This is a genomic window from Paenibacillus glufosinatiresistens (assembly GCF_031470375.1).
GTDB classification, from domain to species: Bacteria; Bacillota; Bacilli; order Paenibacillales; family Paenibacillaceae; genus Paenibacillus_AQ; species Paenibacillus_AQ glufosinatiresistens.
In genome coordinates this window covers 66,334-92,345 of the sequence record NZ_JAVFHT010000011.1, presented here as the reverse complement: position 1 = coordinate 92,345, position 26,012 = coordinate 66,334, and the positions used below count along the sequence as shown (strand labels likewise).

General features: G+C 59.4%; 21 protein-coding genes and 1 tRNA gene. 3 read left to right on the top strand and 19 right to left on the bottom strand.

Features of this window, described 5'->3' with window-relative positions; genetic code table 11:
* Positions 1-118: 118 nt before the first annotated feature.
* The 15 genes from RBI05_RS13025 to RBI05_RS12955 all read right to left on the bottom strand — a co-directional run bounded on the left by RBI05_RS13025 (position 119) and on the right by RBI05_RS12955 (position 18,983).
* The gene (locus RBI05_RS13025; protein WP_150459018.1) at positions 119-1,105 is read right to left on the bottom strand and encodes an aldo/keto reductase; all 987 of its coding nucleotides are present in this window, start codon (positions 1,103-1,105) and stop codon (positions 119-121) included.
* Positions 1,106-1,227: 122 nt separating this feature from the next.
* Complete coding sequence (locus RBI05_RS13020) at positions 1,228-2,214, bottom strand: SPL family radical SAM protein (RefSeq protein WP_310551415.1); 987 nt, start codon at positions 2,212-2,214, stop codon at positions 1,228-1,230.
* A 179-nt stretch (positions 2,215-2,393) separates the two neighbouring features.
* Positions 2,394-3,941, bottom strand: a complete 1,548-nt coding sequence (gene cobA / locus RBI05_RS13015; protein WP_310551414.1) for a uroporphyrinogen-III C-methyltransferase — start codon at positions 3,939-3,941, stop codon at positions 2,394-2,396.
* 6 nt (positions 3,942-3,947) lie between these two features.
* Positions 3,948-4,889 (bottom strand): hydroxymethylbilane synthase, encoded by a 942-nt coding sequence (hemC, locus tag RBI05_RS13010; RefSeq protein WP_310551413.1) that lies wholly within the window; start codon positions 4,887-4,889, stop codon positions 3,948-3,950.
* A 1-nt stretch (position 4,890) separates the two neighbouring features.
* A complete protein-coding gene (locus RBI05_RS13005; RefSeq protein ID WP_310551412.1) occupies positions 4,891-5,544 on the bottom strand; it encodes a precorrin-2 dehydrogenase/sirohydrochlorin ferrochelatase family protein in 654 nt (217 codons plus the stop codon).
* Positions 5,545-5,548: 4 nt separating this feature from the next.
* The gene (gene ccsA, locus RBI05_RS13000; protein ID WP_310551411.1) at positions 5,549-6,373 is read right to left on the bottom strand and encodes a cytochrome c biogenesis protein CcsA; all 825 of its coding nucleotides are present in this window, start codon (positions 6,371-6,373) and stop codon (positions 5,549-5,551) included.
* Positions 6,374-6,389: 16 nt separating this feature from the next.
* Positions 6,390-7,766, bottom strand: a complete 1,377-nt coding sequence (hemA, locus tag RBI05_RS12995) for a glutamyl-tRNA reductase (RefSeq protein ID WP_310551441.1) — start codon at positions 7,764-7,766, stop codon at positions 6,390-6,392.
* Positions 7,767-8,042: 276 nt separating this feature from the next.
* Entirely contained in the window at positions 8,043-8,744 is a 702-nt protein-coding gene (gene yihA, locus RBI05_RS12990; protein WP_310551410.1) for a ribosome biogenesis GTP-binding protein YihA/YsxC, read from the bottom strand.
* Positions 8,745-8,767: 23 nt separating this feature from the next.
* Complete coding sequence (lon, locus tag RBI05_RS12985) at positions 8,768-11,137, bottom strand: endopeptidase La (RefSeq protein ID WP_310551409.1); 2,370 nt, start codon at positions 11,135-11,137, stop codon at positions 8,768-8,770.
* Positions 11,138-11,272: 135 nt separating this feature from the next.
* Positions 11,273-12,982: an ATP-dependent protease LonB gene (gene lonB, locus RBI05_RS12980; RefSeq protein WP_310551408.1), complete on the bottom strand. Its 1,710-nt coding sequence runs from the start codon at positions 12,980-12,982 to the stop codon at positions 11,273-11,275.
* Positions 12,983-13,209: 227 nt separating this feature from the next.
* Positions 13,210-14,346 (bottom strand): flavodoxin-dependent (E)-4-hydroxy-3-methylbut-2-enyl-diphosphate synthase, encoded by a 1,137-nt coding sequence (gene ispG / locus RBI05_RS12975; protein WP_150459009.1) that lies wholly within the window; start codon positions 14,344-14,346, stop codon positions 13,210-13,212.
* A gap of 156 nt (positions 14,347-14,502) precedes the next feature.
* Positions 14,503-15,759 carry an ATP-dependent protease ATP-binding subunit ClpX gene (clpX, locus tag RBI05_RS12970; RefSeq protein WP_150459008.1) on the bottom strand — a complete coding sequence of 419 codons (1,257 nt, stop codon included), beginning with the start codon at positions 15,757-15,759 and terminating at the stop codon, positions 14,503-14,505.
* Between the two features lie 13 nt (positions 15,760-15,772).
* Positions 15,773-16,363: an ATP-dependent Clp endopeptidase proteolytic subunit ClpP gene (clpP, locus tag RBI05_RS12965; RefSeq protein ID WP_150459007.1), complete on the bottom strand. Its 591-nt coding sequence runs from the start codon at positions 16,361-16,363 to the stop codon at positions 15,773-15,775.
* Positions 16,364-16,599: 236 nt separating this feature from the next.
* Positions 16,600-17,934: a trigger factor gene (gene tig / locus RBI05_RS12960; protein ID WP_310551407.1), complete on the bottom strand. Its 1,335-nt coding sequence runs from the start codon at positions 17,932-17,934 to the stop codon at positions 16,600-16,602.
* A 125-nt stretch (positions 17,935-18,059) separates the two neighbouring features.
* Entirely contained in the window at positions 18,060-18,983 is a 924-nt protein-coding gene (locus RBI05_RS12955; protein WP_310551406.1) for a hypothetical protein, read from the bottom strand.
* Positions 18,984-19,115: 132 nt separating this feature from the next.
* Between RBI05_RS12955 and RBI05_RS12950 the strand changes: the two genes are divergently transcribed.
* The 3 genes from RBI05_RS12950 to RBI05_RS12940 all read left to right on the top strand — a co-directional run bounded on the left by RBI05_RS12950 (position 19,116) and on the right by RBI05_RS12940 (position 21,577).
* Positions 19,116-19,189 (top strand) — tRNA-Arg (locus tag RBI05_RS12950).
* A gap of 155 nt (positions 19,190-19,344) precedes the next feature.
* Positions 19,345-20,253 carry an Rpn family recombination-promoting nuclease/putative transposase gene (locus tag RBI05_RS12945; protein WP_310551405.1) on the top strand — a complete coding sequence of 303 codons (909 nt, stop codon included), beginning with the start codon at positions 19,345-19,347 and terminating at the stop codon, positions 20,251-20,253.
* The gene (locus tag RBI05_RS12940) at positions 20,243-21,577 is read left to right on the top strand and encodes a DUF2252 domain-containing protein (protein ID WP_310551404.1); all 1,335 of its coding nucleotides are present in this window, start codon (positions 20,243-20,245) and stop codon (positions 21,575-21,577) included. Before RBI05_RS12945 ends, RBI05_RS12940 begins: the two co-directional genes overlap by 11 nt.
* An 8-nt stretch (positions 21,578-21,585) precedes the next feature.
* On the opposite strand, the gene pstA is transcribed toward RBI05_RS12940, so the two are convergent.
* The 4 genes from pstA to RBI05_RS12920 form a co-directional block, all read right to left on the bottom strand.
* A complete protein-coding gene (gene pstA, locus RBI05_RS12935) occupies positions 21,586-22,470 on the bottom strand; it encodes a phosphate ABC transporter permease PstA (RefSeq protein WP_310551403.1) in 885 nt (294 codons plus the stop codon).
* Positions 22,467-23,417, bottom strand: coding sequence for a phosphate ABC transporter permease subunit PstC (pstC, locus tag RBI05_RS12930; protein ID WP_310551402.1), 951 nt, complete (start codon positions 23,415-23,417; stop codon positions 22,467-22,469). Before pstC ends, pstA begins: the two co-directional genes overlap by 4 nt.
* 83 nt (positions 23,418-23,500) lie before the next feature.
* Positions 23,501-24,361, bottom strand: a complete 861-nt coding sequence (locus RBI05_RS12925) for a phosphate ABC transporter substrate-binding protein (protein WP_150459001.1) — start codon at positions 24,359-24,361, stop codon at positions 23,501-23,503.
* 52 nt (positions 24,362-24,413) lie between these two features.
* Positions 24,414-25,841: an LpqB family beta-propeller domain-containing protein gene (locus RBI05_RS12920; protein WP_310551401.1), complete on the bottom strand. Its 1,428-nt coding sequence runs from the start codon at positions 25,839-25,841 to the stop codon at positions 24,414-24,416.
* Positions 25,842-26,012 lie beyond the last annotated feature (171 nt).

Below are 26,012 nucleotides of genomic sequence, written 5' to 3'. Positions count from 1 at the left end.
ATCGTTGCAGGTTCAGGTGCTTGCAGGCTCTGGTGCTTGCAGACTCTGGTACCTGCAAGTTTCAAGATTGTTGCAGGTTCAGGTGCTTGCGGCTTGCCGCAGCCCCTGCGGTCTGCCCTTACTGGTTCAACAGCTTCATCGAAGCCTGGGGATAGCGTTCGCCAGAGGCAAAGCCCTGAGGCGCCGCCTCCTCAATCCGGAGCAGCTCTTCGGGAGTGAGAAGCACATCGAGGGCTTCCAGATTCTCCTCCAGATAGCGGCGGCGCTTCGTTCCGGGAATCGGCACGACATCCTCGCCGCGCGACAGCAGCCAGGCCAGCGCCAGCTGGGAAGACGAGCAGCCCTTCTCGCGTGCAATCTCGTGGATGCGCTCGACCAGTTCGAGATTCTTGATGAAATTCTCGCCCTGGAAGCGGGGCGACATCCGCCGGTAGTCATCCGGCTCCAGATCCTCGAACGACTTGATCTGCCCGGTCAGGAAACCGCGGCCCAGCGGGCTGTAAGCAACGAAACTCACCCCATGCTCACGGCAAAAAGGCAGAATCCGGTCTTCGACATCCCGGCTCCAGAGTGAATATTCCGTCTGCAGCGCCGCAATCGGATGGACGCCGAGCGCACGTCCGATGGTATCGGCCGACGCCTCCGACAGACCGAGGCAGCGGACCTTGCCCGCCCGGACCAGATCGGCCATCGCTCCGACCGTCTCTTCAATCGGCGTATCCGGGTCCACCCGGTGCTGGTAATAGAGGTCGATGTAATCCACGCCGAGACGGCGCAGACTGTCGTCGCAAGCCTTCTTCACATATTCCGGACGCCCGCACACGCCCAGGGGAGTGCCGTCTTCCGCCCTCACATTGCCGAATTTTGTGGCCAGCACGACGTCGCCCCGCCGTCCTCTGATGGCTCGGCCGACCAGCTCCTCATTCCGGCCTACGCCGTACATGTCCGCCGTATCGAGAAAGTTCAATCCCCGGTCCAGCGCCAGATGGATGGTCCGAATCGATTCTTCGTCATTCCGGCTTCCGTAGAAATCCGACATGCCCATGCAGCCGAGCCCCAGGGCGGATACCTCCAGCCCGGATGCGCCCAATTTCCGCTTCTTCATCCTTCAACCCTCCGTTTCGGAAAAGTCTCTGCCGTTACCAAGCTGTCCACTCCCTCTTATTCTACTCCAGACCGGTCTCCGGCAAAAGCCGGGCGGCCGGCCGGACGTCTACGCTGTCCCGGTCAGAAGAAAGAGAGCTGCTCCGGCGGATAAGCCGGTTCGCCGCAGGCTTCTCCGGGAGCCGGGGAGCCCGGCCGGATACCGGAAGGCGCTTCCTCTTCGTCCGCCGGCTTGTAGAGCGGCTCAGACGGCGTGTACTTCCGGCTCAGCTCATCGGTCAGGCGGCGCAGCTTCTCCCGGTATTCATCGGAAGCGTAGGCGCCGCCCGCATACAGCTCCCGGTACCCGTCCAGCCGGTCCGGATAGTGTTCAGCCAGCGACCGGAAATACCCGCGCTTGACCTCCGGAGACAGCCGCAGCGCCGAGGTCATGAAAGACCCGGCCCCCCGCTCCGCGGCGGCTGCGAACAGCTCCTCCAGATCCTTCGGACCGTCGGTCAGCAAGGGAAGGATCGGCGCGATGAACACGCTTGTGCGAATACCCGCTTCGCTGAGCGCCTTCAGCGTCTCCAGGCGCTTGGCCGGGAGAGGCGCTTCCGGCTCCAGCCTCCGCGTCAGCTTCGCATCCAAGGTGTTCATACTGATGTTGACGGAGACCCCGTCCATCCGGCGCAGCAGGTCGAGATCGCGCAGAATCAGCGGCGAGCGCGTCGTGACCGAAACGCCAACGCCGTAGCGGGCCAGCACCTCCAGACAGCGGCGGGTCAGCTTCATTCGGCCCTCAACCGGCTGGTACGGGTCCGTTACGGTTCCAATCATGACCTGGCCGAGCCGCCGCCGCATCTCGCCGAGATCGTAGCGATGACGCACCGCGAGCTTGGCAAGCTGTGCCTCCAGCGCCTCGGGAGCGTTCGTTTTCAGCAGGATGTGATTCTGAAATTCATCGTCCGCGCCGAGATTCATAAAATGCTGAAATCCCCGGGCAAAGCAGAAGCTGCACCCGTGCGCGCAGCCGCGGTACGGATTGATGGACCAGCCAAACGGCATTCGCTCTTCCTTCACCGGAGTCATGCCGGTCTTGACGTTCATGTGTTCATATATTCTCGGCATATCCGCCCTCCCAGACAAGAACATTTGTTCTTGTATTGTAGCATGTTCCGGTTCCGGTTCACAAGCGGATCGGTTTCCGAGAGAATGTGACGACGCCGGCTGTCTGCAGAAGCGGCAAAGGGATTTTTGCAGTCCAGCCGCAAAAATCCCTTTGCCTTATCCGGTATTCCTTTAAGCATTCACGGCTTCCGCGTCTCGGCATTCCAGCGGCACAGCTCCTCCACAAGCGAGACAATCGTCGCTTCCTTCGCGAGCAGCTTCGGCGAGAGCCCCGCCTCCTCGGCGGTTGCGGCCGTCACCGGACCGATGCAGGCGACCGCTGCGCCGTCCAGCGCGCGCGCCGGTTCCTCGAACCCCATGCCGCGCAGCGCCTCCAGCAGATTGCGCACCGTCGAAGAACTGGTGAAGGTCACGGCATGAATGCCCCCCTCCTGCAGCAGCTTCCTTAGCTCCTCGTCGTCTTCCGCAACCGGAACGGTCTCATAGGTCTGCGCCTCCGTAACGGAGAGTCCGAGCTCGGCCAGCTTCTCGGGCAGCCAGTTCCGGGCCAGATCGCCGCGCGGGAGCAGAACCTTCTGTCCCGGCACGAGGTCCGGGCCGAATGTCTCCAGGAGCCCTTCGGCCTGAAAACGCCCGGGAAGCTCCTCGGCCAGCAGGCCGCGCTCCGCCAGCGCCGCCGCCGTTGCCGGGCCGACCGCCGCGATGCGGGCGCGGGCAAGCCCGCGCACATCCACCCGCAGCTCGGCCAGATGGCGGAAGAAGAACTCTACGCCGTTCACACTTGTGAAGAAGACCCAGTCATAGGTATGAAGCGCGGACAGCGCCTCGCGGAGAGCGGCAATCCGCTCTTCGCTGCGCGGCGGCACCGTCTCGATGACCGGAAATTCGTAAGGCTCCCCGCCAAGCTCTTCAATCCGCTCCACCAGTTCGCTCGCCTGGGACCGAGAACGGGTCACCAGAATACGTCTGCCGAAGAGCGGCAGCGCTTCCGCCCATTGCAGCTTCTCGCGCTGGCCGACCACTTCACCGACCACAATCACGGCCGGCGACTGGAAGTTCAACGCCGTCACCTTGGCCTCAATATCTGCCAGCGTGCCTACAAGCGTCTCCTGCTCAGCGCGGGTGCCCCAGCGCACAAGCGCCACCGGCGTCTCCGGCGGGCGGCCGTGCTTGATCAGATTGGAACTGATGTAGCCGATCTTGGCCACCCCCATCATGAAGATCAGCGTTCCCGTCGCCTGCGTCAGCTTATCCCAATGGATGGCCTGGTCCAGCTTGTCCGGGCTTTCGTGGCCGGTGATAATCGACAGGGACGACGCATAATCCCGGTGCGTCACCGGGATGCCGGCATAGGCCGGCACCGCGATCGCCGAAGTAACGCCCGGCACGATTTCGTAAGGCACCCCGTGCTGCCGGAGCAGCTCGGCTTCTTCGCCCACCCGGCCGAAGATGGTCGGGTCCCCGCCTTTCAGCCGGGTCACCGTCTTGCCCTGAAGCGCCAGCTCCACGAGCAGGCGGTTGATCTCCTCCTGCTTCATCGTGTGCCGGTTGGTCGTTTTGCCGACATAGATTTTCTCTCCGCCGGGCTTCATCCATTTCAGCAGTCTGGGGCTGGCCAGACGGTCATAGACCAGCACGTCGCTCTTCCGAATGCACTCCAGCCCTTTCAACGTAATCAGCCGGGCATCCCCGGGCCCCGCTCCCACCAGATAGACTCGTCCCGTCATCTTCTCTCATCCCCTTGCTTCTGCCAGAATCGCTTCCGCTCCCTGCGCTCTAAGCGCCGCCGCCACCTCTAGTCCCAGCCGTATCGGATCATCCCCGATGCGGCTTTCTCTCAGAATGGTTCCTCCGTCGGGCGTGCCAACCATCCCGGTCAGCGTCATGCTTCCGCCCGCCGCACCCGTCTTCTCCAGCACCGCATGCGCGCCGATCGGCACCTGACAGCCGCCGTTCAACGCGCCCAGGAAAGCGCGCTCCGCTTCTACCGTGACCGCCGTTGCCGGATCGTTATAGAGCGCAAGCAGCTTCCGCAGCTCGGCGTCGTCTTCCCGGCACTCGATGCCGAGCGAACCCTGGCCGACGGCCGGGATGCAGAGCGACAGAGCCAAATATTCCGTCACCCGGTCGAGCCACCCCATCCGGTGCAGACCGGCAGCGGCCAGCAGGATGGCGTCGTATTCTCCGCTGGCCAGCTTGCCCAGCCGGGAGTCGATATTGCCCCGGACCGGCTCGATCCGCAGATCCGGCCGCAGCGAGGCAAGCTGGCTCGACCGGCGCAGACTGCTGGTGCCAACCCGCGATCCGGAAGGAAGCTGCGCAAGCGTCAGCCCCTCCCGGGAGATCAGACAATCCCGGGGATCGACGCGCTCGGGCACCGCCCCGTTCATCAGCCCCTCCGGCAGCTCGGACGGCATATCCTTCATGCTGTGGACCGCCATATCAATTCTGCGGTCCAGCATCGCCTGTTCAATCTCTTTGACGAACAAGCCCTTGCCTCCCACCTTGGACAGCGTTACATCCAGAATGCGGTCGCCCTTGGTTATGATCTTGTGAACTTCAAAAGCCACTTCCATTCCGTGCTCGGCGGCCAGCCGTTCCAGATCGGCAATGACCTGGCCCGTCTGCGTCAGCGCGAGCGCGCTTTGTCTGCTGCCTACCACAATCTTGCGCATGCTATTCCTCCCGATTCTCGGTCATCCAGGCCTCAATCTGCTCCGGACTCCACTCTTCTGCCATCCAGTCTCTTCCTTGTAACGCTTCAAATTCTTCCGGCGAAGCCAGCTTTCGCAGCAGCTTCCGCCGGATTTCCGGCCGGGGCTCACGGCGCTTGATCTCGCTTCGCATCCGGTGCAGCCAGTCGAGGTAGGGCTCGTAGCCCTCGCCCAGAAAGTCCTCCAGCGCGGCGGCGATGCCCGCCGCGGCTCCCGGCCCGGCTCCCGAAGTGGACACCGCGACCGTCAGACGGCCGCGCCGCACCACCGCCGGGCTGATGAAATCGCCCGCTTCCGGATCGTCCGCGGCGCTGACCGGTATGCCCGCGGCCTTCGCCTCGCGGACTGCCGCGGCGTTGACCTCCCGGTCGCCGGTCGCCGCGAACACCAGCCAGGCGCCCGCCGTGTCTCCCGGCGCGAACGCGCGCCGTCTCCAATCGACGGCGCCCGCGGCGGCAAGCTCTTCCAGCCCCGGCGCAAGCGCGGGGCTTACCACCGTCACCAGAGCCTGCGCTTCCAGCAGGCTCCTGATTTTGCGGACAGCGACCGCTCCGCCTCCCACGACCAGACAGCGCCGGCCCCGGCAGTCCAACATAATCGGCAAATAGACCGCCATGCGTTCACTCCCCGCCCCACTGGTGAAAATTCGACCAGGAATTCAGCAGAAAATTCAAAATGATAAAGCCGTAGCCGGCCGCCGCCCAGCGGGCCATCGCCACCCCGCCGATCCGGCCTCTGCGCTTCACCGGCAGGTACGCCGCAAAAACGCCGAAGCCGATCAGCGTCGTCCACACCTTGAGATCGCGCAGCAGCGGCAGACGCCCCTCCGATACGATCGAGAACCCCGCGGCCAGCAGGGACACCGCCAGCAGCGGCGTTCCGGCCAGCACCGAGCCGTACGTATAACGGTCCAGCAGTTCGAGGCTCGGCAGCCGGCGGACGCGGTCGTCCCAGCGTTTCTTCTTGAGCCGGGCATGCAGGAAGAGGTACATGAGAGCAAAGACTGCTCCCAGCGTCAGCGCCGCGAAGCTCAGATTGGCCAATATAATATGTACCGCCAGCCAGCCGTGAACGGCGCTCCAGCTCTGCAGCGTATGATCTTCGGCCGTCAGCCATACCCGGTTGAGCAGAAAAGCGCTGTAGCCCGCCACGCTCAGCAGCAGCACCGTGAATTCCGAGCGCCGTCTCCAGGCAAGCGCCAGCGATACGAGCACAATCACCGTGGAGAAGCCGAACAGGAAGTCATAAGGCGTGTAGATCGGCAATCCCCCGTTCTCCTTCCAGCGATAGCCGAGGCCGGTCAGTTGAAACACCGCTGTGACAACAAGAAGCCCTGCGCCCGCCCGTTGTAAGCCCGGGCTTCTTCTCAAGCAGTCCGTGAATACAAACAGCAGGCCCAGGGCATACACCGTAAGCGCGGTATCATACACTTCATTCAATGTCACTGGCCATCCCACCGCCCTACAGGCCGGCAGGCGCCAGAGTAACGGGCAGCGCCGCAGCGCCTGAACCCGTTCCTTGGGCGCGGAGCGCAGCGGCCCTGTCGCTCTCTTCCGAAGCCTCGGAACCGTCCTGCTCTCCAAGCGCAAAGATTCGGGTAAAATAATCAATCGCTTCATTGCCGTGCTTGCCGCCCGACATTTCCTTGATGGCATTGATCGGCTCATGCATCATCTGGTTGACAATGCTCTTGGTCAGCCGCCGGATCACCTTGCGCTGATGCTCGTCCAGTTCAGGCAGCTTGTTGAACAGGCTGTTCATCGTCTCCTCATGGATATGGTTGCCCTTATCCTGAAGCGCGCGGATCACCGGCTGTACGCCGAGCGTCTTCAGCCAATGCCGGAAGTCGGCGGCCTCTTCGGCGATCATGCGCTCGATCTTCACCGCTTCGGTCCGCCGCATCTCGAGATTGCTCTCGACAATGCCTTCGAGATCGTCGATATCATACAGGAAGACGCCGGGCACTTCACCCGCTGCCGGATCAATATCGCGGGGAACCGCAATATCGATCATGAACAGCGGCCGTGCCGGACGGCCCTTCATGATGTCCGCAATCCGGTCCGCATGAAGCACATACCCTTCCGCTCCTGTGGAGCTGATGACAATATCGGCTTCGCGCAGGTACTCGAATCCCTGCTCCATCGTGCAGGGCCGGCCGTTGAACTTCTCGGCCAGTTCCGCCGCCCGGGCAAGCGTCCGGTTGGCGACGACCACTTCGGCGGCGCCTCCCGCGTAGAGATGCTTGATCGTAAGTTCGCTCATTTTGCCCGCTCCAAGGATGAGAGCTTTCTTGCCGGAGAAGGAACCGAAGATCCGCTTGCCCAGCTCGGTAGCCGCATAGCTGACCGATACGGCGCTCTCGCCGATCGACGTCTCGCTGTGGGCCCGTTTGCCGAGCGTCACCGCCTGCTTGAACAGCCGGTTGAACCAGGAAGCGGTCGCCTTCTCCTCCTGGGCCTTCAGGAACGCGCTGCGCACCTGTCCAAGAATCTGGGTCTCTCCAATCACCATCGAGTCCAGTCCGCAGGTCACCCGCAGCAGATGCTCGACGGCGCGGTCGTCTTCATAAATATACATATGTTGGGCGAACTGCTCGCTCTTGACGCCGAACCACTGCTCAATAAAGCTGCGGATAAAGTATCCGCACATATGCAGCCGGTCGACCACCACATAAATTTCCGTACGGTTGCAGGTCGCCACAATGACACCTTCCAGTACGCTCTTGACCCCCATCAGCTGACGGAGCGCCGCCGGAAGTTCCTGATCCGCAAAAGCGAACTGTTCTCTAATCTCCACGGGCGCCGTACGGTAATTCAGGCCAACGACGACAATGTGCATGTGCAAGTTCACCTTCCTGATCCAGTATGAATTCATTGCCGCTGGAACGAATTCAATGCTTTATTATAAACCAAAAAACGATGTATTGATCATCGTCTGTCAATTTGTAAAAGGTCATGTTAAGTATATCACATGAATATCCCGCAACTTTGTCCTCTTTTTGAATTATATATGAAATTAGAATCATTATAAACTGGGGAATTCCCGCAAAAAAAAGCAATCCTTCCCGTAAGAAGGACTGCTCTTCTCTTCGTTGTCCCTGCTAGGACCGCCAGCTTATTCTTCGCCGGAGGCCGTCTCCGCTTGCGTCTGGGTCTCTGTTCCTGTGACTGTTCCTGTGACTGTTCCTGTGTCCGTTGCTGTATCCGCCGCCGGCTCCGTCTCATTCTCCGGAGAAAGCGCCGCTTCCTGAATCAGTGTCCAGAGTTCCTCCTTGCCGAGTCCCAGCTCCGAGGAGAACGACAGGAAGCGGTCTCCCGGCAGAACGCCCAGCGCTTCCTTCATAATCTTGATGTGCTTGGGCCAGCGCGTCTTCGGAATCTTGTCGGCTTTGGTGGCCACCACACAGAAAGAAATGCTGTAATGTCTCAGCCAGTCGAACATCATCTTATCGTCGGCAGACGGCGGATGGCGAAGGTCTACGACCAGCAGCACCAGCTTCAGCGTCTCCCGCTCGCTCAAATACTTCTCGACCATGCGTCCCCAGGCGGCCCGCTGGGTCTTGGAGACCTTGGCGTATCCGTAACCCGGAAAATCGACGAGGTACAGCCTCTCATTGATCAGATAATAGTTCATATGCTGCGTCTTGCCCGGTGTGGAGCTGGTTCTTGCCAAGTTCTTGCGGTTAATCATCCGGTTGATGAGGGAAGACTTGCCCACGTTCGACCGCCCGGCAAGGGCGATCTCCGGCAGGCCGTCTTCCGGGTATTGGCCAGGCCCTACGGCACTGATCCGAAATTCGGCACTCGTAACTTTCATAGAGGTTCCTTTCCGTTATGCGGTTAATGCAGACTCGGCATCTGTCTTTCTGCGCCGAGCAGCCCGCTCTTCTCGACGAGCGCATGCAGCAGAACCTGATCCATATGGGATACGGGAACGAACTGCACATCATGCTTGACGCTGTCCGGGATGTCTTTCAGATCGCGTTCATTGTCTTTGGGCAGCAGGATCTTCTTGTAGCCGGCGCGGTGCGCGGCAAGCGACTTTTCCTTCAGTCCGCCGATCGGCAGCACCCGCCCGCGAAGCGTAATCTCGCCCGTCATCGCCACATCCTTGGATACATGGCGCTTGGTGAGAGCGGAGATCAGGGCCGTTGCAATGGTAATGCCCGCCGAAGGTCCATCCTTCGGTATCGCACCCTCGGGAATATGAATATGAATATCGTTCTTCTCGTAGAAATCGGACGGGATGCCAAGCTCCTCCGCTCGCGAACGGGTGTAGCTGAAGGCAGCCTGCGCCGATTCCTTCATGACATCCCCGAGCTGTCCCGTCAGAGTCAGCTTCCCGCTGCCGGGAACTACCGTGACCTCGATCAGCAGCGTATCTCCGCCGACTTCCGTCCAGGCCAATCCGGTTACCGTCCCGATCTGGTCCTCCAGTTCGGCCACGCCGTACCGGTATTTCGGGGAACCGAGATAATCCTTGACCTCTTCCGGCGCAATCCGGACAACCGTCTCTTCCTCGCTGGAGACGATTCGCTTGGCCGCCTTGCGGCACAGCGCCGCAATCTGCTGTTCCAGTCCCCGCACGCCCGATTCCCGGGTGTACTCCCGGATCACCCTCAGCAGCGCTTCTTCGCCGACTTCCAGCTGTCCGGACTCCAGACCGTGATTCTTCTTCTGCTTCGGCAGCAGATAGCGCTCCGCGATCTGAAGCTTCTCAAGCTCCGTGTATCCGGGGATATAGAGCATCTCCATCCGGTCGAGCAGCGGACGCGGAATGTTGTGGACCGCATTCGCCGTTGTAATGAACATGACATTGGAGAGGTCGAACGGCAGTTCAACAAAATGATCGCTGAACGTGTTGTTCTGTTCCGGGTCCAGCACCTCCAGGAGCGCGGCCGAAGGGTCGCCCCGGAAATCCGATGCCATCTTGTCGATCTCATCGAGCAGGAAGACGGGATTCAGCGATCCTGCCGTCTTCATCCCCTGAATGATCCGGCCCGGCATCGCTCCGACGTAAGTCCGGCGATGGCCGCGAATCTCGGCTTCGTCTCGGACGCCGCCCAGCGAAATACGGACGAACTTGCGGCCAAGGGAGCGGGCGATCGACCGCGCCAGCGAGGTTTTGCCGACTCCCGGCGGTCCTACCAGACAGAGAATCGGTCCTTTGAGCTTCTTGACCAGCTTCTGGACGGCCAGATATTCCAGGACCCGCTCCTTCGGCTTCTCCAGCCCGTAATGATCGGCATCCAGCACCTGCTCCGCCTTGGCGATGTCCAGATCATCCTCGGTCCAGTCGTTCCACGGCAGACCGAGCAGCCAATCGACGTAATTGCGGATCACGCCGCCTTCCGCCGAACTGGACGGCATCTTCTCCAGACGGTCGATCTCCTTGTCAATCTTCTCCTTGACCTTCTCCGGCAGATTCTTCTCTTCAGCCTGCTCCCGCAGTTCTTCGGCTTCGCCGGCACGGCCTTCCTTGTCCCCGAGCTCCTTCTGAATCGCCTTCATCTGCTCGCGGAGATAGTATTCCTTCTGCGTCTTCTCCATCTGCTTCTTGACCCGCTGGTTGATCTTGCGCTCCAGCTCCAGCACCTCGCGCTCGTTGTTGAGCATGTCGAGCAGCCTCTCCAGCCGCCGGCGGACATCAATGGTCTCCAGAATCTCCTGCTTATCCTTGATCTTCAGCGCCAGATGGCTGGTAATGACATCGGCCAGCCGGCCCGGCTCCTCAATATCCGAGACAGCGGCCAGCGTCTCCGGCGTCACTTTTTTGGAGAGGGTAATATAATGCTCGAACTGGTTCAGAACGGTGCGCATCAGCGCGTCGCTCTCCTGGCCGTCCGCCGCTTCTTCATGAAGCTCGCGGGCCAGAACCTCATGGTACTCCTCGTTATCGGTATAATGAATGATCTCGGCCCGCTCCACGCCTTCCACCAGCACGCGGATTGTTCCGTTAGGCAGCTTCAGCATTTGCCGGACGTTCGCGACAGTTCCGATACGGAAGATGTCTTCTTGTCCCGGCTCCTCAATATTCACTTCCGATTGAGAACAGAGGAGGATTAAGTTGTCTTCGACCATCGCCTTCTCCAGCGCTCTGACCGACTTCTCGCGACCCACATCCAGATGAAGCACCATGCTGGGATACACAAGAAGACCGCGAAGCGGCAGTAAAGGAAAACGACGACCCTTGCCTGGTTTTGCACCCATCGCTTTCACACCTCCAACGGCTCCCGTTCAAATTGAATCGACTATTTATTGCTTCCTTGTATTTTATCAAAAGGTTACATAAAACACCAACGGTTCCAACCAAGGAACCGCTTATGAACCGGGACGCCGCCGGGACTACAGTGCGGTGCTCTCCCCGGAAGCATCGGCTTTCAGCACCGAAGCCGGCGAAGAGAAGGTCTCTCCCGCCGCTGCCGGCAGCCGGACCTCCCGCATAGGTTCTCCGAAGAGGTGCAGGAATACTTCCTCAATCGTCTCCACCGGCACAACCCGCAGCGGGGAAAGATCGGCAAAGAGCGACTGCCAGTTCTCCTTGGGAATCAGCACCGTCGTCGCTCCCGCCTGGAAGGCAGCTTCCACCTTGGCAACAACGCCGCCGACCGGCTTGACCCGGCCGTGGATGCCCAGTTCTCCGGTCATGGCCACCGTGTTGTCAACAGGAAGCCGGCGAATGGCGGAAGCGATGGCCGCCGCCATCGCAATTCCCGCCGACGGGCCGTCGATCGGCGTCCCTCCCGGGAAGTTGACGTGAACATCGTACCGGTCGGGGGCCAGCCCCATTCCCCGGAGCACCGTCAGCACATTCTCCACCGATCCCTTGGCCATGCTCTTGCGCCGGATGGTCCGGGACCCTCCGCCTATCTCTTCTTCGTCGACGACGCCCGTAATATGGAGACGCCCTTTGCCGTCCTCAGCCGGAACGGCTGACACCTCAATCTCCAGCAGCATCCCCATCCCGGGTCCATAGACTGCCAGGCCGTTGACTACTCCCACCTGCGGCTCCGACGGCACCCGCCGCTCGCTGCGCAGCGGAAGCTGACTGCTGCCCGCCACCCACTCCAGATCGGCCGCAGCGAGCGTATCCCGTCCCTCGGTGAATGCAAGGCCGGCGGCAAGCTGGATCATATTGACCGCTTCCCGGCCGTTGGTCGCGTACTGCTGAACCACTTCAACCGCAGCGGAGTTGGGCCTTAGGCCAATCTTCTGGATGGCATCCCGGGCAATCAGGGCGATCTCCTCCGGCAGCAGAGGCCGGAAGTAGATCTCCATGCAGCGCGACCGGAGCGCAGGCGAAATTTCCTGCGGCGACCGGGTTGTGGCGCCGACGAGCCGGAAGTCGGCAGGAAGGCCGTTCTGAAAGATATCGTGAATATACGCCGGGGTATTGCTGTCCTCCGAATTGTAGTAGGCGCTCTCCAGCAGCACTTTCCGGTCTTCCAGCACCTTCAGCAGCTTGTTCATCTGAATCGGGTGCAGTTCCCCGATCTCATCAAGGAACAGAATTCCTCCGTGCGCCTTCGTTACGGCACCGGGCTTGGGCTGCGGCACTCCGGCTACTCCCATCGCGCCTGCGCCCTGATAGATCGGATCATGCACCGAGCCGATCAGCGGATCGGCAATTCCGCGCTCGTCGAACCGGGCCGTCGTAGCGTCGATTTCGGTGAACCTCGCGTCCGCCTTGAACGGCGACTGCGGATTCTTCTTCGCTTCCTCCATCACCACCCGAGCGGCAGCGGTCTTGCCTACCCCCGGCGGTCCGTAGATAAGGACATGCTGCGGATTCGCGCTGCACAGCGCGGCCTTCAGTGCCTTGAGACCATCCTTCTGCCCGACAATGTCCTGAATGCCGGACGGACGTGTCCTCTCGGCCAGCGGTTTGGTCAGCGAGACGGCGCGCATCTTGCGCAGCTTCTCCAGCTCCTTCCGCGACTCCCGCTCTACCGCCGTCTTGTTCGTCTTCTGCCCGCGCAGCTGGTTCCAGAAATAAACGCCGATGACCGTCGCAAAGAACAGCTGCACGACCATCAGCAATAAGCTCAATTCCATCTCTTTACCTCCCGTTTCTTTCGGCTATCGCTACTAGGTAGTATAGCCGTTTCGGCAGGAGCTAAACTTTGCCGGCAAAAAGCCTGCTCTTTCGGCAACGGCGGCGTCGGCGCGGAAGAGGAGTCCGGCGGCGCACGGCCGCCGCTCTCTATGACAAGCAAAACGGCCTTGTCCTCTATCATTCAGGACCAAGGCCGTCTTGCTTATTCGTGAACCGCGTGTTCTGCTCAGAAGCTTCCGGTCTGCGCCGGAGCCAGGCCCGCGGCATGCTCTTTGCGTCCCGGAATTTCGCCCGTTGCCTCGAAGTGGGCAACAATATGGTCAATCTCCTTCTTCAGCTCGCTCAGAAGCTCCGCTTCCGGAACTTTGCGGATCATCTGGCCGTAGCGGAACAGCAATCCTTCGCCGCGGGCGCCGGCGATGCCGATATCGGCTTCCCGCGCTTCCCCGGGCCCGTTGACCGCGCAGCCGAGCACCGATACCTTGATCGGCACCTTCAGCTTGGAGATGTACTCTTCCACTTCATTGGCAATGGAGAAGAGGTCGATATCCAGCCGTCCGCAAGTCGGGCAGGAGATCAGCGTGGCTGCATTGGAGATCAGACCGAACGTCTTCAGCAGCTCGCGGGCGACCTTGACCTCTTCCACCGGATCGGCGCTCAGCGAGATGCGTACCGTGCTTCCGATGCCCATCGACAGCAGCGCGCCGATGCCTGCCGAACTCTTCACTGTACCGGCGAACAGCGTGCCGGACTCCGTAATGCCCAGATGCAGCGGATACGGAATGACCTCGGCCGCCTTGCGGTAGGCCTCGATCGCCATCGGAACGTCCGAGGCTTTCAGGGATACGATAATATCATGGAAATCGAGTTCTTCCAGAATGCCGATATGATACAGAGCGCTCTCGACCATGGCATCGGCGGTTGGGTAGCCGTACTTCTCCAGCAGATGGTTCTCCAGCGAACCGGCATTGACGCCGATCCGGATCGGGATGCCCTTGTCCTTGCAGGCCTTCACGACCGCTTCCACCTTCTCCCGGCGGCCGATATTGCCCGGGTTGATGCGAACCTTGTCGATTCCGTTCTCAATCGCAGCCAGCGCCAGCTTGTAATTGAAATGGATATCCGCAACCAGCGGGATATGAATACGCTTCTTGATTTCCTTGATCGCCGCAGCCGCCTCTTCATTGTTAACCGTGACGCGCACGATCTGGCAGCCGGCTTCTTCCAGACGCAGAATTTCGGCTACAGTTGCCTCTACATCCGCCGTCTTCGTTGTACACATACTCTGAATCGCTACTTCGTTGTTGCCTCCGATAATGACTCCGCCCACATTGACCGGGCGCGTCTGATGTCTCAGAAACATGAATGCTCTCCCCCATAACGCCAAAGCCCCACCTATCATTTAAGAGGTGGAGGCTAAGGTCTATAATTGTGCAACAGCCCCGGCCGGAAAGGCTGCGGAATGCCGTTCGCATCCGCGCCCCCGAACGGGGATCTGTTAAGTTTCTATGCGGTTCGCTTACGCGCTTTCTTCCTTCTTCTTGTCTTTCTTCAGGTTCAGCTCGGGCAGCGCCTTGTCTTGGACTACCTGTTCCGTAATGACGCATTCCTTAATGTCATCGCGGGAAGGCACCTCATACATCACGTCGAGCATAATGCTCTCAATGATGGCGCGAAGACCGCGTGCGCCTGTATTGCGCTTGATCGCTTCTCTGGCGATGGCTTCCAGAGCCTGCGGTTCGAAGCGCAGCGCCACGTTGTCCATCTCCAGCATCTTGACGTACTGCTTCGTCAGCGCATTCTTCGGTTCGGAGAGAATGCGGACCAGCGTCTTCTCGTCAAGCGGCTCCAGCGTCGAGATAACCGGCAGACGGCCGACAAACTCGGGGATCAGACCGAATTTCAGCAGATCCTCCGGCAAAACCATCGACAGGTATTCGCCCGGCTTCAGGTCGGCCTGGCCGCCTTCGCCTGCGTTGAATCCGATCACTTTCTTGCCGATCCGGCGCTTGATAATCTGTTCCAGACCGTCGAACGCTCCGCCGACGATGAACAGAATATTGGTCGTATCAATCTGGATGAATTCCTGATGAGGGTGCTTGCGGCCGCCCTGCGGAGGTACCGACGCTACCGTGCCTTCAAGAATCTTCAGCAGCGCCTGCTGCACGCCCTCGCCCGACACGTCGCGGGTAATGGACGGATTCTCGGATTTGCGGGCCACTTTATCGATTTCATCAATATAGATGATGCCGCGTTCGGCTTTCTCTACGTCGTAGTCGGCGGCCTGAATCAGCTTCAGTAGAATGTTCTCTACATCCTCGCCCACGTACCCTGCTTCCGTCAGGGAAGTTGCATCCGCGATCGCAAAAGGAACGTTGATGATCTTCGCCATGGTCTGCGCAAGCAGCGTCTTGCCGGAACCGGTCGGGCCGAGCAGCAGAATGTTGCTCTTCGTCAGTTCGACGTCCTCTACCTTGCTCTGGGAGTTGATCCGCTTGTAGTGGTTATATACCGCTACCGACAGCGATTTCTTCGCCTGTTCCTGGCCAATAACATACTGGTCAAGGATGTCGCGGATTTCCTTCGGCTTCGGAATATCTTTCAGGTCCAGCTCCTCTTCATGACCGAGCTCTTCTTCTACAATCTCCGTGCATAACTCGATGCACTCATCGCATATATAAACGCCGGGGCCCGCGACAAGCTTGCGAACCTGCTCCTGCGACTTGCCGCAGAACGAGCATTTCAGCTGTCCCTTTTCGTCGTTGAATTTAAACAATTCTACCACCCCTTCAGGATTTAATCGGTGAAGTGAGAACCTGGTCAATCAGGCCGTAAGCCATCGCTTCTTCCGCACTCATGAAATTGTCGCGATCCGTATCGCGTTCAATCTTCTCAAGGGGCTGACCTGTACGTTCCACGTAGATCTGATTCAGCTTCTGACGGGTCTTCAGAATCCAGTCGGCGTGAATCCAGATGTCCGAAGCCTGACCCTGGACACCGCCAAGCGGCTGGTGAATCATCACTTCGCTGTTGGCAAGCGCGTAACGCTTGCCCTTCGCTCCCGCCGTCAGCAGAAGCGAACCCATGCTCGCCGCCATACCCACGCAAATCGTGGATACATCCGGTTTGATGTATTGCATCGTATCATATATACCCATGCCCGCAGTCACAGAACCACCGGGCGAATTGATGTAGAGATGGATGTCCTTCTCGGGATCTTCTGCAGCGAGGAACAGCAATTGGGCAATGACCAGATTGGCAACATCATCGTCAATCGCATTGCTCAGAAAAATGATACGGTCCTTGAGCAGCCTGGAGTAAATATCGTAAGACCGTTCCCCCCGGTTTGTCGATTCCACAACCATTGGTACTAGACTCATGTCACCAACCTCTTTTCTCTATACGGAATAGTCTTGCCTTTTCGGAAATATTTTAACACGTTCAAGTCGCGATGTCATTTTTCGCTCAAGTCCGCCTCCGGGCCGGGTCCGCGGCAGCCTCCGGGGACGGATAGCCGAAAAAATAAGGCACGTAAAAGAATATACGTGCCTTATCGCTCAAGTATGTGGCCCCATGCACAGGGACCGTTCTGATGAGAACGCGTATAGATCAGCGCTTACTCGGCGCTGGCTTCTTCCTTGCTCGCTTCTTCTGCCGGAGCCTCAACTGCTACGCTGTTCTCCACGAGGAAGTCGATTGTCTTGCGCAGAGTGATTTCTTCCTTCAGGCTTCCCAGGGAGCCGTTGGCTGCCAGGATGCTGCGGATTTCTTCAGCGGAACGTCTGTAAGCTTCGGCCATTGCCGACAGTTCCTCTTCCACTTCTTCGTCGGAAGCGGTGATGTTCTCTTGCTTCGCGATGACTTCCAGCACCAGGTTGTTGCGAACGCGCTTCTCGGCGTCGCCCTTCATCTGGCTCTCCAGATCTTCGCGGGTCTGGCCGGAGAAGCTCAGGAACATATCCATGTTCATGCCCTGCTGGCGAAGACGGGTATCGAAGTCGCGAACCATGTTCTCCACTTCGCTGTCGATCATGGCATCCGGAATTTCCACTTCGGCGCCTTCAGCCGCGCGCTCGACAACGGCGTTCTCGCGCTCGCCCTTCAGTTCCTGCTCCTTGCGGGATTCCAGCTGCTTCTTCAGATCCGCCTTATATTCTTCCAGCGTATCGAACTCGGAGACGTCCTTGGCGAACTCGTCGTCCAGTTCAGGCAGAACTTTGCGCTTGATTTCATGCAGCTTCACTTTGAACACGGCAGCCTTGCCTGCCAGTTCTTCAGCATGGTAGGTCTCTGGGAAAGTCACTTCAACATCCTTGAAGTCGCCGGTAGACATGCCGACCACCTGATCTTCAAAGCCCGGGATGAAGGAGTTGCTGCCCAGCTCCAGGGAATGGCGTTCAGCCTTCCCGCCTTCAAAAGCTTCGCCGTCTACATAGCCGTCGAAGTCGATGACGGCGATGTCGCCAAGCTTGGCAGGCTCGTCTTCGATGACGGACAGCTCGGCATGGCGTTCCTGCAGCCGCTTCAGTTCCGCACCGAGTTCCTCTTCGGTTACTTCGGCTTTGCGGACCGGAACTTCCAGACCCTTGTACTCGCCGAGCTTCACTTCAGGCTTAACTGTTACCTTGGCCTTGAACTTGAAGGACTGGCCTTTGCCGAACTGCTCGATGTCCACTTCCGGACGGTCTACAGGGAAGATGTCGGTCTGATCGACGGCTTCTCTGTAAGCTTCCGGCAGCAGGATGTCGATGGCGTCCTGGTACAGACTCTCTACGCCGAAGCGGGATTCAAAGATCGGGCGAGGCACTTTGCCTTTGCGGAAGCCAGGCACGTTCGCTTTCTTGACTACTTTATTGAAGGCCTTGTCCAGCGCCTCCTTGACGCGCTCGGCATCAACTTCAACATCAAGAACGCCGAGGTTCTTCTCTATTTTTTCCCAGGTTGCTTTCATGATATACTTTCCCCTCCAAATAGGTTCACATGATTCGCTCATTTCCAAGCTATTACGCACAGAATAACCACCATATTATATCCAACATTATTTGACTTTTCAAGTCGCAAGCCGGTCGGAGACACCTAGAACCGCATCGAAGATTTCACGAAACCGCCAATGGAGCGATACGCCTGCTCAAATTGGAACCGCATGCTCTCCGTAATTCCGTACATGGAGCGCGTCTCCTCTTCGCGGCGGTCTCCGCTCAGGCTCTCCGAGACGATCTGGTGCAGCGCCCCTGCCCAGAGGTCGAGCAGAGTATCGTCTCCGGCCACCATGGACCGGTACTCCTCCGAGCCGTACACCGACATTACATATTGGCTCCACAGCTCCTGGGCAAAATAGTACAGCGTCGGTTCATGCGTCTCCGTCTGCTCCGCTACGCGTTCCAGCACCTGGGCAACCGCCGGCGGGAAATCCTCGTTCTGCAAAGGCACATATTCGATCTCCACCTCAACGGGTCCGGCCTCCCGTTCAAGGCGGACCATCCCCTGCACGCCCCGGCGCCGCAGCGTCTGAAGCGTACGGAACTGGAGCAGGGGATGGATGCCCGGACGCTGAATCCAGCCGGTCAGCGCTTCGTCCACTTCCCCTCCTTCGAGATGGGCGAGCTGCTCCAGCGCAAGCACCGTGGACTCCGACAGCGGCTCGTTCATAACCCGGTGCAGAAGCTTAGACGTATACTCACGGTCCTCTTCCTGCTTGGCAAGCGCGAGACTCCTGGCCATTTGCTGCTCGCCGGGCTCTTCCTCATGAGGTTCGGGCTGCCCGGGCACCCGCCCGCCCGCAGCCTCCGGAAAAGCTGCCTCCAGCCACTCCAGCAGCGATCCCCATTCTTCATAGTGCCGTTCATCCTGACCTTGGCATTGCAGCAGGAAATGCAGCAGCTCCATCGCTTCCCCATATCGTTCGCTCTCCAGCATCACCGTCAGTTGAATCTGATAATAATCCAGCGTCTTGGGAAACAGAACGATGTTCTCTTTCTCCGTGGACCGGAATTTATTCATGGGGTTCCTCCTTACAGCGGTCCGTCGCTAATTCCTCTCAAGCAGTTGATTATAGCATACCCGCTCGATTATGCGAAAAAACAGATTGTCTTTCCTGCTGCTTTGTGCTAGAATAATTTTTGCTTGCTTTTTGTCCCAGTAGCTCAGCCGGATAGAGCATACGCCTTCTAAGCGTACGGTCGGGGGTTCGAATCCCTCCTGGGACGTATCCCGACGGAGACGATAAGTCTTTACTCTCCTTCATTGATTCAGTTATAATCCGTTTATTCACACGCGGAAGCACCGCATAACTTCGGTCATCAGCCGATATTATGCGGTGCTTTTTGCGTTGTTTTCACGAAGCTGTTAGGGAGGATTTGCGATGAATGTAGGAGCTGACAAAGTGGAACTGCTTGACCCGAAGGTAGATTTCGTATTCAAACGGATATTCGGCAGCGAGAACAATAAGGATGTGCTGCTGGATTTTCTCAATGCGATCTTCGCGGATGCCGGAGAGGCCCCGTTGACCGAAATCGTGCTGCTGAATCCATACACCGACAAGGATGCCCCGCTCGATAAACAGTCGATCTTCGACGTCTTCGCCAGGGCGGCGGACGGACGGCTGATCGACATTGAAATGCAGCTGTTCAACAAGTACGATATAGAAAAGCGGACGCTCTATTATTGGAGCCGGCGCTATTCAGGTCAGCTCGCCGAAGGGCAGGGCTATCGTTCGCTCGGCAAATGCGTCACAATCAACTTGCTGAATTACAAGCTGCTGGGCGGGACAACAGCCTGCCACAGTGTGTTCCATCTGAGGGAAGACCGCAGCGGACTGCCGCTGACGGATGATATCGAAGTCCACATGCTGGAGCTGCCGAAGCTGAAGGCAGACGCCGCAGGCCATTCGGGGAAGACGCTCGCCAAGTGGCTGACCTTTTTGCGGGAGGGCGACATTTCAAGTTGGGAGGCGCGGGAAATGGAGAATGAAGCAGCCATTCAAAAGGCGTTTGAAACGTTGAAATATCTCAGCCAGGATTCGGAGGCTAGAATGCAGTACGAGGCCCGGCAAAAATTTTTACATGACGAAGCCTCAATGATTAACGGGGCCCGTCGGGAAGGACTGAAAGAAGGACTTGAGCAGGGAGCGGCCGGCAAGGCCAAGACCGTGGCTCTGAAAATGCTGGCAAAAGGCATGGAGCCCGCTCTGGTCGCCGAATTGACCGGACTGGCGTCCGAAGAGATCCGCCGGCTGACAGAAGGTCAAGGGAGCGGCAAGGATGATCAATAGAAACATAGCCGAAGGCGTTGTGAAGACCCGCGGCGAACTGCGCCGAATGACGCTGGAGGCCGTTTTGGAGGAATTCGACGGGAAGATCATGGGACTCGAAGCATGCAAACGACGTGAGAAATACGCCAAGATGTTGGCGAGCCCCTATTCATTCTATAGAGGAAGCGCTTATCTGTTCTACTACGACGCGACGCAGCAGTATTTCCCCTACCACTCGTCGCCGGAACGGCCCACATGGATTCAGGGCGACCTGCACTTCGAGAACTTTGGCGCTTTTCGGAACGAGAACGGAGCGCTTGTGTATGATGTGAATGATTTTGATGAGGGCTATCTCGGCTCTTACCTGTACGATCTCTTGCGGATGTCCGTCAGCATTGCGCTGGTCTGCCGCCAGCTGGGCTGGAGCCGGGAACAGGAAGAGGAATGCGCGGAACTCTATATGGAAGCGTATTATGAGCGGATCCATGACTTCTGCGACGGCAAAAAGGAGCCCGGGCGCTATCAGCTGGACGAGGACAATGCCCGAGGCCCGGTCAAAAGGCTGCTGCGCAAGCTGGAGAAACGCCGCGCCGCGCATTTCCTGGAGCAGGTGACGGCGTCGCTGCAGGAGGAGCGCGCTTTTGTGGACAATGAAGAGCTGAAGGAGCCGTCAGCCGCCGAACGGGCGCTGCTGGAAACGGCCTGGCCCTCCTACCTGGAGACGCTGCAATCGCGCGAACACGCCGGAATCATCAAGGATGCCGCGATCAAGGAAGGATCGGGAACCGCTTCGATCGGATTGTCCCGCTACTACCTCCTCATTGCGCCGGAAGGAACCCGCGACAAGGACGGAAGCGGCGAGCGGGTACTGGAGGCCAAAGAGGTCCGCATCCCGATTCCAGCCTACTTCCTTCCCTATCCGGAATCGTTCTGGCTCCGCTTCAGCCATCAGGGGGAGCGGGTGACGGCGACCCAGCGGGCCATGCACCACCGTGCCGATCCGTACCTCGGCTATTTCTCCCTGGACGGGCGGGACTTCTACGTCCGCGAACGCTCAGCGTATAAGAAGCGGCTGAAGCTGGAAGATATCGAATCGTTCGAGGATATGGAGAAGACGGTGGTTCACATGGGCCGGCTGACGGCTAAGCTGCACGCCCGCGCCGATTCGGATATCGCCGAAGGGCTGCTCCCCTATCACAGCGAGGAGGAGATTGCCGGGGCCATGGGTCCCGACGGCAAGGCGATGGCCCGCTACCTGTCCCGCTGGGCCTCCCTCTACGCCGATCAGGTAGAGACGGATTATGCTCTGTTCCAGCAATGGGTCCGGGAGCGGTCGCCGGACTGAATGCAGAATCAGCCGCCCTGACGGCGTTTGGCCCGCCACATGGGCAGACGGAAGGCAAGATTGATCAGCAGTACGAATAAGACGAGCACGGCTGCCGACTTATCCGCGATCTGCCGGGCATCCTCCACAATGGCTTCCGACTGGACATACCAGAGATGAACGGCCAGCGTCTCGCCCGGAGAGAACAGATTAAAGTCCCACATCTCGCCGGAAGTGCTGAGACCCGCAGTCAGGATAATAACGGCGGATTCGCCGAACGCCCGGCCCGCGACAAGACAGATGCCGGTCACCACGGCAGGCATAGCCACCGGCAGCAGAATCCGGCGGATGATATAGAATTTCGTCATTCCGAGCGCGTGTCCCGCTTCCCGCAGTTCGTCCGGAACGGCCCGCATCGCCTCCTCCGTCACCCGGGTCAGCATCGGCAGATTCAGCATTGCCAGACTTACGCCTGCGCCGAGAATCGTCAGACCAATGCCGAAATACTCGGCAAAGATGGCGAGACCCAGCATCCCGAATACGATGGAAGGAACCGAAGCGAGGGATTCCACGCACATGCGCAGAAAGGCCGTCAGCTTGTTGTCCGGCGCATACTCCGCCATGTAGATTCCCGCGCCGACGCCGATCGGCACCGAAATCAGCAGCGACAGGAGCAGAATATAGAAGGAATTGAACAGGACCGGTCCGATGCCGCCGCCGGGATCGATCTCCTCGGGCTGCCCCAGGAGAAAGGACAGGCGGAGTCCGGGCAGACCCTTGCTCAGAATGGCGGCCAGCAGCCAGAAGACGAGCAGCAGGACAAGCGCTCCCAGCCCATACAGCGCCCCCGTTGCCATCCGGTCCATTCTCGCCGCCCGGCGCGTACGCGGTTGAGCCGTGAGGAGGTTCTTCATTTGGCCTCGCCTCTCTTTCTTCCCAGAATACGGACAATCATGATCATGGCAAAGGAAATCAGCAGCAGCAGGAACGCCATCATATGAAGCGCATAATTCCATGTCGAATCGAACTCGACGTTCGAAATCTGCATGACGATATTGCTGGTCAGCACCGAGGCCGGCGTGAACAGCGTCCGGGCAAGCTGCGGCGTATTGCCGATGACCATCACCACCGCCATCGTCTCCCCGATGGCCCGGGTCATACCGAGGATAACGGCGGAGAGAATGCCGCGCCCCGCTGCCGGAACGACGATCCGGAAGATCGTCTGGATGCGGGTGGAACCGAGCGCATAGGCAGCGTCGCGGTATTTGCGCGGCACCAGGGTAATGGCGTCGTCGCTGACGCGGGTGATGGTGGGCAGCACCATCAGCGCCAGTACGAGCGCTGCCGCGAGCAGTCCGTCAGCCAGGCTCTCACCGCTGATATGGCGGAGGAAGGGCAGGAGCACGGTGAGGCCCAGGTACCCGTAGACGATGGACGGAATGCCAACCAGGAGGTCCAGCGTCGGCCGGATGAAGGCTTTCAGCCACTTCGGCGCAATCTCCGCGGTCAGCACGGCCATGCCAACCGAGACCGGGACCGCGATGGCCAGCGTAAGCAGCGTCAGCAATACGGTATTCAGGATAAAGGAGGCCGCCCCAAAAGCATCCTCTTCAGGCGTCCAGTTGAAGGAGAAGAAGAAATCCGCCGGCGAAATCTGCCCGAAGAGCAGGAGCGCCGTCCGGCCGATAAAGACAATCACCAGCCCCAGCACCAGACACAAGGCAAGGATGCTTCCGCGAAAATAATACCCCGACAGCCGGTTGGCGATCAGCCGGCGCGCATGGCGCCGGTCTCGGGCCCGGCCGGCCGCGGCGGACGCTTCTCGGCCCGGGGCCGGGGTACCGATGGTCTGTGATTCCATAGTGTTGTCCCTCCATAAACGGCCAGCCCCGCATGAACGGGGCTGGCCGTGTCATTGATTGATGTATGGGTCCCGGAATACCCTTATTTCATGGCCGAGATCGGAATGAATTTCAGCTTCTTCAGGGAGCCGTTCTGGAATTTGCCGCTCTGCACGTATTCGATGAACGCCTTGGCAGCACCGGTCGGCTGACCTTGGGTCATATAGTAGCCGTATGCCCAGATCTTGTAGCTGCCGTTGATGACATTGTCCGCCGTGGCGGCAACGCCGTTGAACTTGACGGCCTTGATGTCGCTTCCCGTTACATAGACGAGGTCGATGTAGCCGATGGCATTCGGAGTGGTGGCAATGGCGGTCTTCATGTCGCCGCTCGAGCCGACTTCTTTGTAATTCTTGTCTTTCTTGACGATGTCGCCGCCGCCCAGCGCCTTGGCCTGGTAGTTGACGCGGGTGCCGGAGCCGAAGGCCCGGGTGACCACAACGATGTCGGCGTCGGAGCCTCCGACCTCTTTCCAGTTGGTGATTTTGCCGGCGTAAATGCCTTTAAGCTGCTCGGTCGTCAGATTGTCCACGCCAACACTCTTGTTGACGATCGTTGCAAACGGGATGACTGCGACTTTGTTCGCCACCTGTCCGTCGAACGCCTTGAAGCCCGGCACATCCATGCTGGCATCCCAGTCGCAGGCTCCGATGTCGGCGATGCCCTTCTTGACGGCCTGCGGGCCGGTTACCGAGCCTTTGCCGGAAGCCGCAATCTTGACCTTCGGATGGAGCTTCTGAAATTCTTTGGCGGCCTGAAGCGTCAGCGGCAGCAGGGCGGTCGAACCGTTGATGGTGATTTTGCCCTTGAGGCTGTCGGCCGCCATGGCCGAGCCGGCCAGGGAAGCGGTAACGGTGATTACGGCGGTCAGGGCCGTAACGGTGAGCTTTTTGAACAGATTCATGGATGAATTCTCCTTTCGGCTTCTTGCCGGTATAATGTCGAATAATTGAAAGTTAACGGGTCAGCTGCACGGCTTTGCCGTTCTGTACGAACCAGAGCTTGCCGCCGCTCACCAGCGATACGCCGCCTCCCGGGGATACGGCCACTTCGTCGATGCTCTTCGAGGTTCGCAGCAGTTCGGAGGCGGTTCCGCCCGCTGTAACCGTATAAATGCGGGAGGTTCCGTCCGCTGCCGTGCCGGACACGATCAGCCCGCCGCCGTAGCCCGCCATCCAGGAAGGCTCCATATCCAGACGCACCGCCTCGGCGGCTCCCCCGGGCTTGATCCGTTTCAGCACATTGGGATCGCTGCCTTCGGCATCCGCGCTCAGATAGACGACGCTTCCGTCCGCCAGAAGCTCGGGGAAGAGCTTGTTGTCCGGCGTGTTGGTAAGCTGCACCGGCTTCGCGTCCTTCTTCGTCAGGTCCAGGCTGTAGAGCTGCTCGCCGGCCTGGCTGTAATCGATGGTCAGCGAAGCTTCCGTGCTGTCGGCGTCGTTCTTGGCGGTACCCGTAAGGTTGACGATGTAGACCGCTCTCGTTCCGTCCGCCGATACCCGCAGCTCCGACTTGTTCTCCACCTTGTCGGCAAGAAGCTCAGTCAGGGCGCCGGTCGAAGCGTCCACCGCTGCCAGCTTCTCCTGCTTGTCGCCCTGGATGACATAGATGCGGCTGCCGTCCGCCGACCAGAACAGATCCGTCTTGACGCTGGTATCCGTCCCGGCCGGAGAGATGGCGCCGGTCGCCAGATTAATGAGGCTGAGCTGGCCGGTATCATCCGTGAAAGCTCCGAACCGGCCATCGGGTGACACCGTAAAGTCGGCCGCGCGCTCGTCAGCGGTCAGGAGCGAGTAGCTTCCCGGAACCGGGCTGAAGCGGTACACTTCGGTGCCCGTGGCATCTTCGCGTGTGGCGATTACGGAGTCGGCCGCTCCCCGAAGGGTATCGAATTCGCCCTGCGGCCGGGCGGCAGACAGCAGCTTCGCCTCCGAAGCCAGCACCTCGCCGCCGAGACCGTTCACCAGCGATCCGAGCTGAACATAGATCCGGCCTTTGTGGGATACGGGAGCGGCGCTGAAGGTGCGGGCTTGCCCGTCCACGGTATAGGCTGAGGAGCCCGTCTTAAGCACTACCGTATGTATGCCGTCGCTGCTTACCGCCGCAAGGCCGCTTCCGCCCGCAGTCAGTCTGGCGCCGAGCGCCGCCGCCACCTGTCCTGCCGCGTACAGCTTATAGCCTCCGGCGTCGATGGTCTGGAGAGCCACGGTCCGGCCGTTCACCGTCCAGGAGACCGTTCCTTCTTTGACGGCCAAGGCGGCCATCGTCTTCGCCGCAGCGGGTACAGCCTGCGTCTTGGCGCCGGCCGCATGAACGCTTCCGGCTCCTTGGGAGAGAATCAGCGCCGAAGCGGCCGCCGCGCACAACCATTGACTTTTTTTCAAGTGGATTCACCCTTTTCGCATGGATAACTGCTTCTCTTATTGTCCGATCCGATTGTCAACGCCGTTGCCCGGAAATGTTCAGCGAACATGAAGTTCGCAGCCGGAATCCGGGCGGCGGAGGCGCTTGGGAGGCGTCTTATTAAGGCCGTGTAAAATGACGGGTTCTTCCCC

Excerpts from the sequence above, each read along its gene's own strand:
- RBI05_RS13025 (WP_150459018.1), bottom strand. The coding sequence starts at position 1,105 with ATGAAGAAGCGGAAATTGGGCGCATCCGGGCTGGAGGTATCCGCCCTG.
- RBI05_RS13020 (WP_310551415.1), bottom strand. The coding sequence starts at position 2,214 with ATGCCGAGAATATATGAACACATGAACGTCAAGACCGGCATGACTCCG.
- cobA (WP_310551414.1), bottom strand. The coding sequence starts at position 3,941 with ATGACGGGACGAGTCTATCTGGTGGGAGCGGGGCCCGGGGATGCCCGG.
- hemC (WP_310551413.1), bottom strand. The coding sequence starts at position 4,889 with ATGCGCAAGATTGTGGTAGGCAGCAGACAAAGCGCGCTCGCGCTGACG.
- RBI05_RS13005 (WP_310551412.1), bottom strand. The coding sequence starts at position 5,544 with ATGGCGGTCTATTTGCCGATTATGTTGGACTGCCGGGGCCGGCGCTGT.
- hemA (WP_310551441.1), bottom strand. The coding sequence starts at position 7,766 with ATGCACATTGTCGTCGTTGGCCTGAATTACCGTACGGCGCCCGTGGAG.
- yihA (WP_310551410.1), bottom strand. The coding sequence starts at position 8,744 with ATGAAAGTTACGAGTGCCGAATTTCGGATCAGTGCCGTAGGGCCTGGC.
- lon (WP_310551409.1), bottom strand. The coding sequence starts at position 11,137 with ATGGGTGCAAAACCAGGCAAGGGTCGTCGTTTTCCTTTACTGCCGCTT.
- lonB (WP_310551408.1), bottom strand. The coding sequence starts at position 12,982 with ATGGAATTGAGCTTATTGCTGATGGTCGTGCAGCTGTTCTTTGCGACG.
- ispG (WP_150459009.1), bottom strand. The coding sequence starts at position 14,346 with ATGTTTCTGAGACATCAGACGCGCCCGGTCAATGTGGGCGGAGTCATT.
- clpP (WP_150459007.1), bottom strand. The coding sequence starts at position 16,363 with ATGAGTCTAGTACCAATGGTTGTGGAATCGACAAACCGGGGGGAACGG.
- tig (WP_310551407.1), bottom strand. The coding sequence starts at position 17,934 with ATGAAAGCAACCTGGGAAAAAATAGAGAAGAACCTCGGCGTTCTTGAT.
- RBI05_RS12955 (WP_310551406.1), bottom strand. The coding sequence starts at position 18,983 with ATGAATAAATTCCGGTCCACGGAGAAAGAGAACATCGTTCTGTTTCCC.
- RBI05_RS12945 (WP_310551405.1), top strand. The coding sequence starts at position 19,345 with ATGAATGTAGGAGCTGACAAAGTGGAACTGCTTGACCCGAAGGTAGAT.
- RBI05_RS12940 (WP_310551404.1), top strand. The coding sequence starts at position 20,243 with ATGATCAATAGAAACATAGCCGAAGGCGTTGTGAAGACCCGCGGCGAA.
- pstA (WP_310551403.1), bottom strand. The coding sequence starts at position 22,470 with ATGAAGAACCTCCTCACGGCTCAACCGCGTACGCGCCGGGCGGCGAGA.
- pstC (WP_310551402.1), bottom strand. The coding sequence starts at position 23,417 with ATGGAATCACAGACCATCGGTACCCCGGCCCCGGGCCGAGAAGCGTCC.
- RBI05_RS12925 (WP_150459001.1), bottom strand. The coding sequence starts at position 24,361 with ATGAATCTGTTCAAAAAGCTCACCGTTACGGCCCTGACCGCCGTAATC.